At 66.6% G+C, this 16,040-nt stretch carries 11 protein-coding genes; 1 reads left to right on the top strand and 10 read right to left on the bottom strand.

What is annotated here, in order from left to right; genetic code table 11:
* Positions 1-49: 49 nt before the first annotated feature.
* The 7 genes from addA to ahcY all read right to left on the bottom strand — a co-directional run bounded on the left by addA (position 50) and on the right by ahcY (position 12,565).
* Positions 50-3,538, bottom strand: coding sequence for a double-strand break repair helicase AddA (addA, locus tag ACWIKC_RS05335; RefSeq protein WP_454599079.1), 3,489 nt, complete (start codon positions 3,536-3,538; stop codon positions 50-52).
* Positions 3,535-6,555 carry a double-strand break repair protein AddB gene (gene addB, locus ACWIKC_RS05330; protein ID WP_454599078.1) on the bottom strand — a complete coding sequence of 1,007 codons (3,021 nt, stop codon included), beginning with the start codon at positions 6,553-6,555 and terminating at the stop codon, positions 3,535-3,537. The genes addA and addB overlap by 4 nt, the downstream gene beginning before the upstream one ends.
* A complete protein-coding gene (locus ACWIKC_RS05325) occupies positions 6,548-7,270 on the bottom strand; it encodes a nucleotidyltransferase family protein (protein ID WP_454599077.1) in 723 nt (240 codons plus the stop codon). Before ACWIKC_RS05325 ends, addB begins: the two co-directional genes overlap by 8 nt.
* Entirely contained in the window at positions 7,267-8,241 is a 975-nt protein-coding gene (locus ACWIKC_RS05320; RefSeq protein ID WP_454599076.1) for an aminoglycoside phosphotransferase family protein, read from the bottom strand. The genes ACWIKC_RS05325 and ACWIKC_RS05320 overlap by 4 nt, the downstream gene beginning before the upstream one ends.
* The gene (tsaE, locus tag ACWIKC_RS05315; RefSeq protein ID WP_454599075.1) at positions 8,238-8,675 is read right to left on the bottom strand and encodes a tRNA (adenosine(37)-N6)-threonylcarbamoyltransferase complex ATPase subunit type 1 TsaE; all 438 of its coding nucleotides are present in this window, start codon (positions 8,673-8,675) and stop codon (positions 8,238-8,240) included. The genes ACWIKC_RS05320 and tsaE overlap by 4 nt, the downstream gene beginning before the upstream one ends.
* Positions 8,672-11,014 (bottom strand): PAS-domain containing protein, encoded by a 2,343-nt coding sequence (locus tag ACWIKC_RS05310; RefSeq protein ID WP_454599074.1) that lies wholly within the window; start codon positions 11,012-11,014, stop codon positions 8,672-8,674. Before ACWIKC_RS05310 ends, tsaE begins: the two co-directional genes overlap by 4 nt.
* Before the next feature lie 141 nt (positions 11,015-11,155).
* Positions 11,156-12,565 carry an adenosylhomocysteinase gene (gene ahcY / locus ACWIKC_RS05305; protein ID WP_454599073.1) on the bottom strand — a complete coding sequence of 470 codons (1,410 nt, stop codon included), beginning with the start codon at positions 12,563-12,565 and terminating at the stop codon, positions 11,156-11,158.
* A 220-nt stretch (positions 12,566-12,785) separates the two neighbouring features.
* Here ahcY and ACWIKC_RS05300 point away from each other — a divergent pair, with 220 nt between their 5' ends.
* Positions 12,786-13,265, top strand: coding sequence for a redoxin family protein (locus ACWIKC_RS05300; RefSeq protein WP_454599072.1), 480 nt, complete (start codon positions 12,786-12,788; stop codon positions 13,263-13,265).
* Positions 13,266-13,331: 66 nt separating this feature from the next.
* Here the strand turns inward: ACWIKC_RS05300 and ACWIKC_RS05295 are convergent, their stop codons facing one another.
* The 3 genes from ACWIKC_RS05295 to ACWIKC_RS05285 form a co-directional block, all read right to left on the bottom strand.
* Positions 13,332-13,781 carry a PA2169 family four-helix-bundle protein gene (locus tag ACWIKC_RS05295; protein WP_454599071.1) on the bottom strand — a complete coding sequence of 150 codons (450 nt, stop codon included), beginning with the start codon at positions 13,779-13,781 and terminating at the stop codon, positions 13,332-13,334.
* Between the two features lie 104 nt (positions 13,782-13,885).
* A complete protein-coding gene (folE, locus tag ACWIKC_RS05290) occupies positions 13,886-14,494 on the bottom strand; it encodes a GTP cyclohydrolase I FolE (RefSeq protein WP_454599070.1) in 609 nt (202 codons plus the stop codon).
* Positions 14,491-16,026, bottom strand: a complete 1,536-nt coding sequence (locus tag ACWIKC_RS05285; protein WP_454599069.1) for a phospholipase D-like domain-containing protein — start codon at positions 16,024-16,026, stop codon at positions 14,491-14,493. Before ACWIKC_RS05285 ends, folE begins: the two co-directional genes overlap by 4 nt.
* Between the last annotated feature and the right edge of the window lie 14 nt (positions 16,027-16,040).

Here is a 16,040-nt window from a genome sequence, read left to right as displayed (position 1 = left end):
TCCTGTGGGGATCGGCCCCTATTGGGCCCCATGTAGGGCCAGACTGCGCTTACTCAACGGGCGGTGCGGCAAAGCTTTCCTGCAGATCGGAAAACCGGGCTTTGTGGGCAGCGAGGAGATCGGCGGGAAGCGCGATCAGCTGCGGGGTCTGGGTGTAGAGCAGCCCGGCGCGCACGCTGCGCCCGGGATAGATCGCTTCCAGCGCCGCGACATAGGCGGCCATCTGGCGCAGCGTATGGTCCGGCACCTGCTCCAGCGAGGCGGGAGGACGGCGCGCGGTCTTGAAATCGACCACCGTCACGCGCTCCGGCGTCACCAGTAAGCGGTCGGCCACACCCACCACCACCTGTCCGCCGACTACCGCCGCGAGTGGGACTTCGGCAAGCGCATCCCGAGTGAAGATGTCCCGAAATTCGTCGCTGTCGAGCACCGCGAACGCGCGGTCGATCATCTCGCTGCGTTCTGCTTCGGCCAGTTCGGGCGCCTGGCGCGCGAGCCATTGCTCGGCCCTCGCCGCGCGCTCCGCTGGCGGCACTTCGGGCAGCCGCTCGAGCAGCGCGTGAATCAGCACACCGCGCTGCGCCGCGATGACCGAATGCTCGGGCGGAAGCGGCGGATCGCTGCCTTCGGGCTCGCCCAGCCCCGATGGCGAGAGCGGGCGCGGCGGCCGAGCCTCAGCCGGGGGCTGCTTTGCGGTCCAGGCGGGGAGATCGGGCGCTGCCTGTGCGGCATTCTCCGGCTGTCGCGGCACGATCGTGCTCGTCGCCCCCCATTCGCGCCGTGCACCCCAGATCGTATCCTCGACCGGATCGCTCTCGAACAGCGGCTCGAGCCGCGCGTACCAGCTGTCCTCGTGCGGGGTGCCGCGCTTGGCCTCGCGCGGGCCCAGCGAGCCGCCGATGAACAGCGCCTCCTCGGCGCGGGTCATTGCGACGTAGAGCAGCCGCCAGTGCTCCTCCATCTCGATCCGCGCCGCGACCTCGTGCGCAGCGGCGATCGGGCCGACGCGCTGCTCGGCCGAGAGACCCGGCAGCGGCACGATGTTCCGTTTGTCCGCGGGATCGAGCAGCGCCAATTCACCCGGCCCGTCAGGGCCAATCGCCGCGTCGGCGAGGATCACGATCGGCGCCTGCAGCCCCTTGGAGCCGTGGACGGTCATCACCCGCACCTGATCCCGATTGGCACCCGCCTCGCGCTTCAACTCGCCGTCGCCCGCATCGAACCAGCGGATGAAGCCTTGGAGGCTGACGGTGTGCGCGCTCGCATAGGCGTTGGCGGCGTTGAGCAGTTCGTCGATCGGATCGTTGGCCTCGGCGCCGAGCCGCGCCACCAGCCTGCGACGTCCGTCGAAGGGGCCGACCAGCAGCCAGTGCAGCAGCGCCTGCGGACTGTCGAAATCGGCGCGGCGGAGGATTTCGCGTAAAGCTGCGACGGTGCGCGCCACCAGCGGCTCGTCCGACTGGCGCAGATGCTCCCACAACCGCTGCTGCCTGGGCCGATAGCCATGATGGAGCAGTTCATCCTGCGTCCAACCGCCGAGCGGCGAGACGAGCAGGTTGGCGAGGTTGAGATCATCGAGCGGCTGCGCGGCGAAGCGCAGCGCTGCCATCAGATCCTTGACCGCCAGCGGCGCGCCGAGCCGCAGCCGGTCCACCCCCGCCACCGGCACGCCGTGGGTGTAGAGCCGCGCGACGATCAGCGAAGCCAGCTCGCGCCGCTTGCGGACCAGGATCATGACATCGCCAGCGGTCGCGCGCCGGGCCTGGCCGGGCTTCTCTCCCTTGACCAGCGGGAAGCCGGGGCCCCCGGGATCCATCCAGGCGCGGATTTGCTGCGCGATGCGATCGGCCATCCGCCGGTCATGCCGCGCGAGCCAGCCTTCGGCTCCATCCTCATCCCCGCCGCGGATATCCACCACCTTGTTCCACAGCGTGACGAGCCCGGGGCGGTCCTGCCCGACATGCGGTTCGGGCGGGCGCTTCAACCCGAATGACGCCGGACCGATCGCGGCGATGGTCATGTCGACGAACTGCAGCACCGGATCGGCGGTGCGGAACGACTGGCCCAGATCGAGATCGCGCAACTGCCGCGGTTCGGGAGCGTCGGGCATACTGTCCGCGCCCTGCCCCAGCCGCGCCATGTCCTCGGCGACGCGGCGCTGCGCGGCGGCGAAATTCTCCGGACTGGTGCCCTGGAAACCGAAAATCGCCTGCTTGTAATCGCCCACAGTGAAGATCGTGCGGATCGCGTCGCCCTGCGCGGCCAGCCCCGAGAAGAAATCGTCGGTCAGCGCGAAGATGATCGCCCATTGGTCGGCGTTCGTGTCCTGCGCCTCGTCGATCAATATGTGGTCGAAGCGGCGGTCGAGCTTGTAGCGGATCCAGTCGCCCATCGTGCTGTCGGCGAGCAGCGCGGCGGCGCGGCGGATCTGGTCATCGAAATCGACCAGCCCCTCACGCGCCTTGGCATCGTCCCACATCAGCGCGAATTGGCGCCCGACCTCGAGCTGCGGAGCGAGGAAAGCGGCCAGCTCGACCAGCGTGCGCCGCTCGGCGACCTGCGCGATCGCCTCCACAACTTCCGCAACCTTGGATCCATAATCCGGGTCGAGCTTCTCGAGGTTCTTGAGGCTCTTGGGCTCGCCCGTCTTGGTCAGCAGCGTGCCATAGAAACCATCGAGCATCGTCACCCGCTCGATCGGCAACGCCGCCAGCCAGCTGTCGACGAATTCGACGCAAACCACCCCAGTCTTGGTCCCCCATTGCGCGTTGCCCTCGCGGCAGGCGCGCAAAAGGGCGACGGGGAAGCTCTCGTCGGCGCAGGCCTGCGCCACCCAATGCTCATCAGCATCGGCGGGTATGCCGAGCAGGCCGCAGACCCGCGCGTGCATCGGTGCCTGCCAGCCCGACGGGCCAGACCACAGCTGGATCGCCCCGGCGCAGCGCATCAGCCAGCGGCGTACCCCGTCGGGGCCCTTGCGGCGGCTCATCTCGGCGATGGCGTCGAGCGTGCGGCGGTCCTGGTTTGCTTCCGCACCCGTCAGCAGGTCGCCGAGCACTTCCTCGCTGAGCAATTCGCGCTCGCGGTCCTCCATCGGCCGGGAGCCGGGGGCGATGCGGGCTTCCTCGGGAAAGGCGGCAAGCAGATACTGGGCGAAGGCGTGGATGGTGTCGATCCGCAGGCCCCCGCCGGGGCTGTCGAGCACGCTGGCGAAGAGCGAACGCGCGTGCGAGCGGGTCGCGGCATCGACCGGCGCGCCGAGATGCGTTAGTTCCTCGGCCAGCCTCGCATCGGGCAGCCGCACCCAGCGCGCGAGCACTTCATTGACGCGGACCGCCATTTCCGCGGCTCCGGCCTTGGTAAAAGTCAGGCACAGGATATCGGATGGCTCGACGCCCTCCTGCAGCAACAGCCGCAGCACCCGCGCCGAAAGCACCTGCGTCTTGCCCGTTCCTGCCGATGCCGACAGCCAGACGCTCTCGCGCGGATCGACCGCGTCACGCTGCGCCCCGGCGAGCGGATAGACCGCGCCGCTCATGCGCCCTCCTCCTCATCATCGTCGGCAAGCCGCGGCAGCCATTCTTCGAGCCGCATCAGCTGGTCGTAATCCGAATAGCCGGCGTAATCGGGGTTGAATTTGGCGGTAAAGGGCTGCTCGCCCTTGATCCAGTCGGCGATGGCACCCTTGAGATAGCGTTCGGTCTCCGGGAGAAAATCTTCGGGCGCCAGCCCGCTGCGCTTGTTCCCCAGCTTGAGTGGAGTTTCGACATAGCCGAAGCCGAAGCGGTTATCCTCGTCCTTCGCCTTGCCCAGCGACCAATATTCGAAGGCACTAGGCTGCCCCGAGACAGTGCCGAACCCGCCCGCGCGCGCGATCATGCCAAGCAGGCCGAGCTGGAGCGCGAAGCCCTGCTCCACCATGCTGGCAGAGGGCGGCGAGCCGGTCTTGTAGTCGACGATGGCGAGCGTACCGTCGGCCATCCGGTCGATCCGGTCGGCGCGACCGTGCAGCTTGACCCCCTCGACCAGCATGTCGCCCTTGCGCTCCCAGGCGGCAACGACGCGATCCTCGTAGCTTGTAACGCTTTCCTCGACCCATTCTAACGCGGCGAGCAGCCGCGGCTGCCATAGCCCGCGCATCAGCGGATGGGCGTTCTTCTCGACCATGACTGCGTCCATGATCGGCGCCAGCGTCGCGCCCGGATCGGTCTCGCGCGCTTCGTGCCAGCGTTCGAGGATGGCATGCGCGACCTCGCCCTGCCACGCCGGCGAGGGTGCGGCCTCGAGCGCGTCGAGCGTCCGCAGCCCAAGGATCGAACCAGCGTAGAACTGGTAGGGATCGCCGCGTAACCGGTCGAGCGCGGTGACCGCGATCGGCACGTCGCGCTGTGTCGCGCTGGGCATGGGTTTGGGCCGTGGATAAGGCACCGGCAGTGAATGCGGCCGTGCCATCGCGCGCGCCAGTTCGATCGCGCGGGTCTCCTGATGGCGCGGGAGCAATTCACCCAGCAGCGCCTGGACTCGCAGCAGGAAGCGCGAAGGAATCGCCGGGCCCGCCTCGTCGCGCGCGGCGCGGCTGAGCACGACCTCGGGTGCCCCCAGCGCTCCGGCGAGATCATGCGCCGACAGCCCGCTGCGGAACTCGGCTCCAGGAACGCCCAGCGCGCGCAGCACGGTTGGGGCGAGCAGCGCATCGACCCCGCCGCGCGGCGGCCAAACGCCCTCGTTCAATCCGGCGCAGATCACCAGTTCGGCGCGGCTCATCCGCGATTCGAGCAGGCCGTAGATCGCCACGCGCGGGTGGCCGCCATAGGGCGGGCGCACCGCAACATCGTCCATCGCATCGCGCAGGACGATGTCGAGATCGGCAGCCTCGACCTGCGTTTCCGCCGCACGCGCATGGAAGCGCAATTCCTCGACGAAGCGCGCCAGCGCGCGTCCGTCCTCGCGCGCCCACAGGCTCTCGCCGCACAGCGCCTCGCCCGCGCTGGCCAGCGTGTCGAGCAGATCGGCCAGTGGCTGCGGGCCCGCACCTTCGACCAGCGGCTCCAGCGCCGAGCGCAGTGCCGTCCACCAATCGACCAGCCCCGGGGCTTGCTTCGCCAGTTTTGCCACCAGATCGTCGAGCGGCTCGAGCCCCTCGCGTGGCCGGGGCCCGCGCAATTCGCGCTCGACAATCCGCGCCTGCGCCAGCCATTCGCGCCGGTCCATCCCGCCATGAACCAGCGGGTGCATCGCCAGCGCCATCAACGCGACCGGCGCCGCGCCATTGGCGGTGACCTCCGCCAGCAGCAACAGCAGCCGCCCTGCGGCGGTGTGCGACAACGGGCGACCGGCGGAGTCATCCGCGACGATCTCCCAGCGCGCCAGATGATGGACCACGCGCCGCGCCAGCGCGCGATCCGGGGTAATCACCGCGATCCGCTTCTCCGGCGTCTCCAGCGCCTCGCGCACCAGCAGCGCGATGGCCTGCGCCTCCTCCTCGGGATTGACGGCCTGCATGATGCGGACATTGGACAGCCGGCGCTTCTCGGCGGGCAGATCGACCCATTCGCGGCTCGCCATTGGCGGCAGGAACAGGTTGGAGATCGCATGGCTGCGCTCGGGCGGTGCGGCGGCCAGCCCCTTGCGGTGCCATTGCTGCACCTCCTCGCGCGCGACGCCCATGCGGTTGAGCAGCAGCTTGAGGTGGTATTGCGGATGCGCCACCGCGTCGTTGCGGGCAAAAGGCTCCGCGCCCTGCTCGGGCGCCGCCCCGGCACGGCCCAGTTCATCCCAAACCGCATCGGGCAGCGAGAGGTCGAGGTCGGGCAGCACCACCGCGCCCTCGGGCAATTCGCTGACCACACGCAACAGATCCGCCAGCGCGGGCGCCGCGCTGGTCACACCGGCTGCGACGATCGGGGTTTCGGGCGGCGTCTCGCGCCAGCGACGCGCGGCGTGTTCGAACAGACGGTTGCGCCGCGCCGCACTATCCACCGCTCCCTCCTCGCCAAGCCACGCCAGCCAACGCGCCTGGACCCGCGCGAAAGTCCGCAGCGAGGCCTGCCAGTGCGCCGAAAGATCCCCGACCAGCCCCAGCACATTCTCGCCCACCAGTTCCTCGGGGCCGATATCCTCGACCAGCAGCCGGTCCATGGTCGCACCGGTCTCGCGCGCAAGCCGCAGCAGCGTCGCCCCCTTGGGCGCGTCGCTGCCCATTTCCTCGCCGATCAGCTGCGCCAGCGCCAGCCAGCGGCGGGTCGGGTCGATGGCGCGCGGAATATCGGGTGCGCCGAGCGGGTCGAAGAGCGTTCCCAACGCCTCGTCGAGATCGAGATCGCCGACCACCGCCATCCGGGGCATCAGCAACCCGGCGCGGTCTTCCTCGCCGGCGTGGCGGATAAAGGCCTCGGTGACGATCCGCTGCGCCCGCGAGCTGGGCAGCAGCAGCGTCAGCCGCGCCAGCCCGAATTCCGGATCCCGGTAACGCGGCACCAGCCCTGCTACCAGCGCATCGGCAAAGCCGCGGTGCGCGGCAATCGAGTAAATCCGCGGATGGTGCGCTTCAGCCACCCCGGAGCACCGTGGCGGCGGTCTTGCAATGCTCGGGCCGCCCGACCTCGATCCAGCGCCCGGTGAAGGCGGCGCCATAGAGCCGCCCTTCCCCGATCGCGCGATCCCACAGGACATTGGTCGAGAACTTGCCCTCGGGCGGGTCGCGCAGCAGGCGGTGCGAGAGCAGCTGGATGCCGGTAAAGATGAAGGGCGCGATCCGCGAGGGAAGCTTGCGGGTCAGCCGCCCGCCGCCATCCATGTAGAAATCGCCCGGCCCAGTGAAATTGTGGGTCTGGTTGTGCGGGACCAGCAGCAGCAGCGCATCCATCCGCTCGGCATCCCAGACCGCCGAGAGATCAGCAAAGGCGTTGCGCGGGCCATCGAGCCAGATGCTGTCGGCGTTGGAGCAGAACACCGGATCGGGGAGCAGCCCGGCGTCGCGCGCCTTGACCAGCCCACCGCCGGTTTCGAGCAGCGCCTCGCGCTCGTCCGAGATCACCACCTCGGGCGACCTGCGATCCCGCACATGCGCTTCGAGCGCATCGGCGAGATAATGGACGTTCACCACCGCCCGCGCGATCCCGGCCTCCGCAAGCCGGTCGAAAGTGTAGTCGATCAGCGCCTTGCCCGCGACCCGCACCAGCGGCTTGGGCTGGCTGGCGGTCAGCGGTCGCATCCGCTTGCCAAGCCCCGCGGCCATGACCATGGCGGTATCGGATACCAGTCTTGTCACGCGATCGTTCCCCCACCGCTGTCGCGCAGCTCCTGCGGGATATTGGCGTCGAACCAGCGTGCGACGGGGGCCAGCGCGGGGTGCCGCAGGTCGCGCTCCATCGCGCTCCACACCCGCGGGATCAGATCGAGATAACGCGGCTTGCCGTCGCGCTTGGCGAGGCGGGTGAAGATCCCGACGATCTTGGCATTGCGCTGCGCGCCGAGCAGCGCGTAATCGGCCTCGAACTCGGCGTCCGCCTCCACGGCGGCGCAATAGCGGTGGAGCATCGCGCGTTCGAGCTCGACCGAAACCTCGCGCCGCGCATCCTGCAGCAGCGAAACCAGATCATAAGCCCGGTGGCCGACCAGCGCGTCCTGGAAATCGATCAGCCCCTGCGTGCCATCGGGTGGCAGCATGATGTTCTCGGCGTGATAGTCGCGTAGCACGGTCACGCCGGGTTGCTGGCGGGCGAGCAGCGGTTCGAGCACCGCGCGCCAGGCAGCGGCATAACCCGCCTCGTCCACCGAGAGACCGGCCGCGGGGCAATACCATTCGGTGAGCAGACCCGCCTCGCGCTGATAGACCGCCAGGTCGTAGGGCTCGAAACCGCCGGGCGGCTTGCGGTGCAATTCGACCAGCGAGTCCACCGCCGCAGCGTAGATCGACTGCTCCTGCTCGGGGTATTCGTCGAGCCATTCGCGCATCCGCTGCTCGCCGAAATCCTCGGTAAGCACCCAGCCTTCGTGCGCGCGTTCGGCAAGGATGCGCGGCGCGCGCATACCGTGCTCGTCGAGCCACCGCGCCACATAGAGAAACGGCCGCGGGTCCTCCTCGGGCGGCGGGGCATGCATCAGCATCGCCGTCTCGCCGTCGCGATGAAGCCGGAAATAGCGCCGGAACGAGGCATCGCCAGGCAGCGGTGCGATCGTCGCCCCGCCCCAGCCGGCGTGTTCGATAAAGGACTCAAGCCCGTCGGGAAATTCATTCATGGCATGCGGCCTTGCCAAGCTCCACCGCCTTCCACAATGGCGCGCCGCCCCTCGCCCACCTTTTCCAGGGTCACCGCGAGGCAGCCGGGCTCATGTGCGAAGCCCCCGGCGCGCTCGGGCCACTCGGCCAGCAACGCCGCACCCTCGCGATAATCCTCCAGCCCGATCTCCTCCGCCTCGCGCGGATTGTCGAGGCGGTAGAAATCGGCATGGACCAGCGGCGGGGCGAGCGCGTCGTAGGTCTCGACGATTGTGAAGGTCGGCGACGGCACCTCGCCGCGATGCCCCAGCGCCGCCAGCACCGCACGCGCCAGCGTGGTCTTGCCCGCCCCCAGCTCGCCCGACAGCGCCACGACATCGCCCGCGCGCAGCCTCGCGGCGATCCGCTGGCCGAGGCTTTCCATCGCCGCGAGATCGGGCAGGTCAACGATCATGGCAGGGTGATCGTCGCGCTGGTGCCCACGCCCTTGCGGGTGTGGATCTCGAGCGTGCCGCCATGCGCCTCGATCAAGTGTCGCGCGAGCGGGATGCCCAGACCCTGGCGCCGCTCGATCCCCTTGCCGTCCTGCGTCGGCCGAATGCCTTCGAGCGCGCGGGCCAACTCGTGCTGGGTCATGCCGCAGCCATTGTCCGCTATGGTGATCTTCGTGATTCCCTTGGCCTGCCGCAGCTCGACCGAAATCTTGCCATCGCGCGGGGTTGCGGCGATGGCATTGTCGAGCAGATGAGCGATTGCGCGGCGCACCTGCTGGGGGTCGGCCTCGACTTTCTTGCCCGGATCGCCGCGCAGATCGAGCGTCAGCCCGGCATCGACGATCGCCCCTTCGCGCTTGCGCACCACCTGCGTGACCAGCGGCAGCAGTTCCAGCTTCTGCTTGGACAGAGGCATCAGTCCGGCCTCGCTCTGAGACAAGTCGAGCACGTTTTCGACCTGCTCGGTCAGCTTGCCGACCGAAAGCGAGATCGCCTCGGCATAGTCGCGCGCCTGCGGGGTGAGCTCGCCGGCGACGCCGCTGGTGAGCAATTCGGCAAAGCCGCCGATCGAGGTCAGCGGGGTGCGGAATTCATAGCTCATATTGGCGAGGAAGCGCGTCATGACCGCATCGGCCTCCTCGAGCGCGCGGTTGCGTTCGCGCAGGGCCTCCTCGGCCTGGCGCGACGCGGTGACATCGAGAACGGTGAACAGGCCATTGCCATCTGGCAGCGGCACACCGGCAAACTCCAGCGTCCGTCCGTCGTTGAGCTGGACGTTGCCCTGCTTCTTCTTGCGATCAAGCGTGGCCGAGCGGATCACGAGGTTGATCGTGCCGATCTGCTTGGGGTCGGCGAGCTGCTGGGTGATCGCCTCGAGCAGATCCTCCGCCATCGGGTGCCCGTCGAGCGCCTCGGGATCGAGACCCCAGACCCCGGTGAAGCTGCGGTTCCACAACTCGAGATGGCCGTCGGGTGCGAACACCGCCAGCGCCTCGAACAGATTGTCGAAGGTCGCGGTCCGCGTGCGCAGCAGCGTGTCGCGCGTTGCCGAGAGAGCGAGCTGCTCGGTGCGGTCTTCGGCGATCATCACCAGCCCGCCATCGGGCATGGGCTGGGCGACGATGCGCAGATGGGTGGAATCGGGCAGCGGCCAGGCCTCGTCTTGCGTTTCGTCGGACAGAAACCATTCGGCCAGCTCGGCGCGCCAGGCGGGGAAATCGCGGACTTCGGGGATGCGCCCGTTCTCGCGCGCGACCATCAGCATCTGCTCGAATCCGGTCCGGTCGTTGACGATGCCCGGCGGGAGCGCGAAAACGCGGTGGAACGGCTGGTTGGCGAAGGTCATCCGGCGGCGGGAATCGAATTGCGCCACGCCGATCGACAGCTGGTCGAGCATCGAGCGCTGCGCCTCGCGGAAAGCACGGAATTCGCGCGCCTGCTCCTCCATCTCTTCGATATCGACCGCATATCCGGCGATTCCCTCGCCGATCAACGGCAGGTCGGTCACGCGCATCGTCCGGCGTGCGCCCCTGATGGTGGCGCTGACGATGCGCTCTATCGGCTTGCGGCGCTCGCCCGCCTGGCTCGCGACCTCGGCAGCGCTGACTCCGTCGACCTTCTCGATCAACTCGATTTGCTTGGCAACGACCTCGTCTGGGCTCTGCGCGCCGACCGCCGCGACATAGGCAGTATTGACCAGCCGCAGCTGCATTTGCGGGCTGCGAAACCACATCGGCATGGGCGCCGCCTCGATGAGACCGACCAGCGCGCCGAAATCCTCGCGCGCTCGCGCCGTCTCCTCGCGCAAAGCCCCGAGTTCCTCCTCGCTCTCGGTGAAATCGAACACCCAGACCAGCGCCGCCCCGCTGGGCGAAACATTGGGGTCGGCAAGCGATCCGCGCAGCGCCAGCGCCCGCTGCGAGCCCTTGGGCTTGATCGTCATCTGGAACGGCGCTGCGGTCTTCTGCGTGCGCCGGACATGGGTGGTCAGCTGTTCGAGCTGGTCTTCCTCCAGCCCTCCGGGCCCCGAAGGCGAAAGCTCGCTGAGATATTGCGGCACCGCAGCGAGGCCGAGCCAGCCGGCAAGCCGGTCGGGCGCCTCGATCCTTCCATCGGCGCGCACCAGCAGAGGGATCGCAGGCGATTCCTCGATCATCCGCGACAGGCGCCGCCCAGCGCGCTTGGTTCCCTCGGCGGCCTGCACCCGCGTGCTGGCGCGGATCATGATCCAGCCCGCCGCGACGGTCCACAGCGCGAGCAGGAGACCGATCATCGTCAGCAGGAAGGGTGAGGAAACCATCGCCGTCCAGCTATGCGCAGTTCGGCAGCGATGCAATTGGTTAGGGTCTGGCTACCCCGGTTGCGTCAGGGCTCTCCGCACGATGTCGCAATTAAAACCGCTCCGGGAGCGCTGCCGTGGCGCGCCCCGGACCCTCTTGCCTCAGTAGCGGTAATGCTCGGGCTTGAACGGCCCTTCGACCGGCACGCCGATATAATCGGCCTGGACCTTGCTGAGCTTGGTGAGCTTGACCCCGAGCTTGTCGAGATGCAGCGCGGCGACCTTCTCGTCGAGATGCTTGGGAAGGACATAGACGTCGTTCTCGTATTTGTCCTCGTTCTGCCACAGCTCGATCTGCGCCAGCACCTGGTTGGTGAAGGAACAGCTCATCACGAAGCTGGGATGGCCGGTGGCGCAGGCGAGGTTCACCAAGCGGCCCTTGGCGAGAATGATGATCTCCTTGCCGTCGGGGAACTTGACCAGATCGGTGCCCGGCTTGAGCTCGGTCCATTCGTAATTGTCGAGCGCCGAGATCTGGATCTCGCTGTCGAAATGGCCGATGTTGCAGACGATCGCCATCGGCTTCATCGCCTTCATGTGCTCGGCGGTGATGACGTCTTCATTGCCGGTGGTGGTGCAGAATATGTCGGCGCGGGTCACCGCATCCTCCATCGTCGTCACTTCGAAACCTTCCATCGCCGCCTGCAACGCGCATATCGGGTCGATCTCGGTCACGAGCACGCGTGCGCCGCCATTGCGCAGGCTCTGTGCCGAGCCCTTCCCGACATCGCCATAGCCGGCGACGCAGGCAACCTTGCCCGAGAGCATCACATCAGTGGCGCGGCGGATCGCATCGACGAGGCTTTCGCGGCAGCCATAAAGGTTGTCGAATTTCGACTTGGTCACGCTGTCGTTCACATTGATCGCCGGGAACGGCAGCTTGTCCTGCTTGGCGAGGTGATAGAGGCGGTGGACCCCGGTGGTGGTCTCTTCCGAGACGCCCTTGATCGCCTTGACGCTCTTGGTCAAATAGCCCGGCTTGCGCTTGAGGAAATCCTTGAGCGCGCGCTGCATTTCGATCTCTTCGGCGTTCTGCGGCTCGGGCATGGTCTCGCCCGCCTCGATCCGCGCGCCCCACAGTGCGAACATGGTCGCATCGCCGCCATCGTCGAGGATCAGGTTGGTGGTGCGGTCCTGATCGTCCTCGGTCGACCAGTCGAAAATCTTGCCGACATAGTCCCAGTAATCCGCCAGGCTCTCGCCCTTGATGGCAAAGACCGGGATATCCTGCGCAGCGATCGCGGCGGCGGCGTGGTCCTGGGTCGAATAGATGTTGCAGGTCGCCCAGCGCACTTCGGCACCCAGTTCGACCAGCGTCTCGATCAGCACGGCGGTCTGGATCGTCATGTGCAGCGAGCCGGTGATCCGCGCACCCTTGAGCGGCTTGTCCGCACCATATTCCTCGCGCGTGGCCATCAGGCCGGGCATTTCGGTTTCGGCGATGTTGATCTCCGCGCGACCGTAATCGGCGAGCGCAATGTCCTTGATGACGTAATCGGTGAAGTCGGTCACGGGCGGTCCTTAGTCTGTTGTCGGGGTAAAGCAGCGCGCCGCGCATAGGGAAAGCAACAGCGCGGATTTGGGGCTGCCTCTAACCCCTCCCCTTGCGCAGGGCAACCGGGCGAGAGACGCTCGTGACCCGGCAGGCCCGTGCCTGAAAACCGGTTGCACGGAACTGGCGCTGGGTTAAGCCCCCTTCGGACGGATATTCATTCCAACAGGAGACGCGATCATGACGATTTCGGTGGGCGACAAACTGCCCGATGTGAAGCTGGTCAAGGCAACCCAGAACGGACCCGAGCAGGTCGAGGCCGGCAAATTCTTCGCCGGTCGCAAGGTAGCGCTGTTTTCGGTGCCCGGCGCCTTCACCCCGACCTGTTCGGCCAAACACCTGCCAGGCTATGTCGAGAAGGCGGACGAGCTGCGCGCCAAGGGCGTCGACGAGATCGCCTGCACCGCGGTCAACGATGCCTTCGTGATGGGTGCCTGGAAGGACGCCGCCGGGTCGGACGATGTCACCATGCTGGCCGATGGCAATGGCGATTTCGCGCAAGCCGTCGGACTCACCATGGACGGATCGGGCTTCGGCATGGGCCAGCGCGCCCAGCGCTATTCGATGATCGTCGACGATGGCGTGGTGACGGAGCTCAATGTCGAGCAGCCGGGTGATTTCTCGGTCTCGAGCGCCGAGCATATGCTCAAGCAGCTCTAGGACACACAGACGACAACGAAAAAGGGGCGCCGCAATGGCGCCCCTTTTGATTCATATGCGGCGCGCTCAGGCAGTCGCGTGCTTTATCGCGCTGACCTTGTCGTGGCCTTTGCGCACCGATTGATAGGCAAGCTCGACCACCGCGCGGCAATCGGGCGACAAATCTTCGTCCTTGAGCGCGGTCTCGTATTTGTCCTTGATATAGTCCTCGCCGCGCTCGACTTCGTTGATCACGGTTTTGTCGTCGCTACCGGTTACCGCATCCTTGAGGTTCATGAACCCGCGGTGCAGCGCGCCAGCAGTCGTGCTGTGATCCTCGGGCTCGCCGCCGTGCGAGCGGACATGCGCCTGCAGGTCGGAAGCGACGCGGCTACGTTCATCGGCCATCGACAGAAACAGCTTGCTGTGTGTGCCATTGGTGTCTTCGCAGGCGTCGCGATAGCCCTTCATGCTGTCGAGCGTCGTCGCAATGAGGCTGTTGAGGACCTTGATGTCGTTTTCGTGGGCGTGGGCCATAGTTCGTTCCTTGGATTGAAAGGGCAGTCGTTACCCAATCAATCCTCCCGGAACGCGGTCGTTCCTGCGCTGCGCCAGTCGGCGCCAAGCGTAGGACGACCGGCTTAGTAGCCCATCAATTTGAGCACTTCCTCGCGACTGCGCGGATCTTTGAGAAAGGTCCCCATCATGCGGCTGGTGGTCATGGCGACGCCGGGCGTGCGCACGCCGCGCGCGGTCATGCAACTGTGCGAGGCTTCGATCACGACCGCGACCCCCTTGGGCTGAAGATGGGTCCAGATGCAGTCCGCCACTTCCGCTGTCAGGCGCTCCTGGACCTGCAACCGCCGGGCGAACCCGTGAAGCACGCGCGCCAGCTTGGAAATGCCAACGACGCGGTCGTTGGGCATATAGGCGATCGCTGCCTTGCCGATGATGGGCGCCATATGGTGTTCGCAATGGCTCTGGAACGGTACGTCCTTGAGCAGGACGATCTCGTTGTAACCGCCGACTTCCTCGAACACCCGCTGCAGATGGTAAGCCGGATCTTCCTCGTAGCCCTGGCAATATTCCTTCCAGGCGCGCGCCACCCGGCTGGGGGTGTCCAGCAAACCTTCGCGAGAGGGATCGTCGCCGGTCCAGCGGATCAGCGTCCGTATCGCTTCCTGGATTTCCTCGGGGACGGGCGGCTTGCCGCGCGGATCGTCTTCGTCGGGTCCGACCAGGCTGCTCATGTCTTTTTCTTTCTGCTGAGCCTGGCGCGAATTCGGCCAAGCCGGCTGCCCTTACGAAAAAGTCCGCCTTCGGCAAAGGGCTCGAACATCGTCTCGGGCGCTTCGGGATCGAGCAGTTGTGAACCGGCAAGCTTTTCCTGCAAATCTTCAAGCTCGGGCGGAACATAGCGTTTCAGCTTGCGCTCGCCACTGTCGCTGGCCTCGATCAGCCCAGCCATGGAACCGTGCTTTTCCAAAAGTTCGGGCATCGCCTCTTCTTCGAGCCCGCAATGCTCTGCCAGCAATGAAAGCCTGAGCCGCGCGATCTCCTCGGCGGCGTGGCCGTTGCCCTCGCGACTTGAGTCGATGAAGACGTCGCATTCGCTGTCGAGCCCCAGCGAGCGATTGTTGAGATTGGCCGAACCGATCCGCAGGATCTGGTCGTCGACGATCATGATCTTGGCGTGGACGTAGATCGGCGTCTCTCCCGAGTAAGGGCACCAGATCGTGAAGCGATCACCATTTGGTGCAGCCTCGATGCACCGGACAAGCTCGGCGCGCGCATGATCCATCGCCTGCTGTTCGAGCCAGCCATCGGCGTGTTCCGGATGGACGATCACGATCTCGGGCGGATCGGGCTCGGTCAGTCGCGCCATTATCGCCTCCGACACAACGCGCGAGGCAAAATACTGGCTCTCGGCATAGATGTGACGCTTGGCACCCTTGATATGAGCGACGAACAATTCGGCGATCTCCGTCACCTCGTCCCAATCACGATAGGCGGAGCAGGTCCGGGCGATGCCGATTTCGACATCCTCGAACCCGGCCGTCAATCCCTCGGGCCACAGCGATTCCTCGCGAGGCTGAAGCGGCAACAGCGGCACGCCACCCGCCTTGATCCAGCGATCGCGCCCCAGTTCGCTCAAGGCTTCGGCGACTTCGCCTTCCATCATCATCGAAGCATCGTGCCAGGGCCCATATTTTGCACCGCGCGGAGTGGTCCGGCGCTCGTCGACCTCCTTGTGCTCGCGCGTGTCCCAGCGATTGACTGTCATGTCGATGCCGCCACAGACCGCCAGCCTGTTGTCGAGCACTGCAATTTTCTGATGATGGCTGCAGCCGACTGGATGCGCGCTGTCGAATTTGAAATCGATCCGTCGATGCGGAGCCCAGCGGAGCAGGTCTGCCCACATCGAACCGCGCATCGCGAATTTGAAGACGCCGAAGCTCCATTTGAGGATGCGGATTTCCATCGTCGGCCGGTTGCGACTGAGCCAGGCGATGAAGCTGCCGAGACGCGAGGGGTGTTCGTCCTTGTAAGCCCGCTGCCACCAACGGCGTCCGTCGGCCAGATGGATTCGCGTGTCAAAATCCCACCCCACCAGGAAAATCCGGTAGCGCGCTTTCAGCATCGCTGCCTGCATCGCGGCAAAATAGTCCGCTGCATCGATAATGACCGTCGCGCGTTCCGCCCTGGCATAACGCCAGACACCCGGCTCGACGCCCTTGTCGAGCCGGGTGACGCGCTTGGGGTCTACCGGTTCTTCGCTCACGCTGTCCCTCCGTC

Source organism: Qipengyuania sp. SM2507 (genome assembly GCF_053714505.1).
This window is presented reverse-complemented; position numbering and strand designations above follow the sequence as displayed.

What these genes read in the sequence shown, in the direction of transcription:
- addA (WP_454599079.1), bottom strand. Translation starts at nt 3,538, where the DNA reads ATGAGCGGCGCGGTCTATCCGCTCGCCGGGGCGCAGCGTGACGCGGTC.
- ACWIKC_RS05320 (WP_454599076.1), bottom strand. Translation starts at nt 8,241, where the DNA reads ATGAATGAATTTCCCGACGGGCTTGAGTCCTTTATCGAACACGCCGGC.
- tsaE (WP_454599075.1), bottom strand. Translation starts at nt 8,675, where the DNA reads ATGATCGTTGACCTGCCCGATCTCGCGGCGATGGAAAGCCTCGGCCAG.
- ACWIKC_RS05310 (WP_454599074.1), bottom strand. Translation starts at nt 11,014, where the DNA reads ATGGTTTCCTCACCCTTCCTGCTGACGATGATCGGTCTCCTGCTCGCG.
- ACWIKC_RS05300 (WP_454599072.1), top strand. Translation starts at nt 12,786, where the DNA reads ATGACGATTTCGGTGGGCGACAAACTGCCCGATGTGAAGCTGGTCAAG.
- ACWIKC_RS05295 (WP_454599071.1), bottom strand. Translation starts at nt 13,781, where the DNA reads ATGGCCCACGCCCACGAAAACGACATCAAGGTCCTCAACAGCCTCATT.
- folE (WP_454599070.1), bottom strand. Translation starts at nt 14,494, where the DNA reads ATGAGCAGCCTGGTCGGACCCGACGAAGACGATCCGCGCGGCAAGCCG.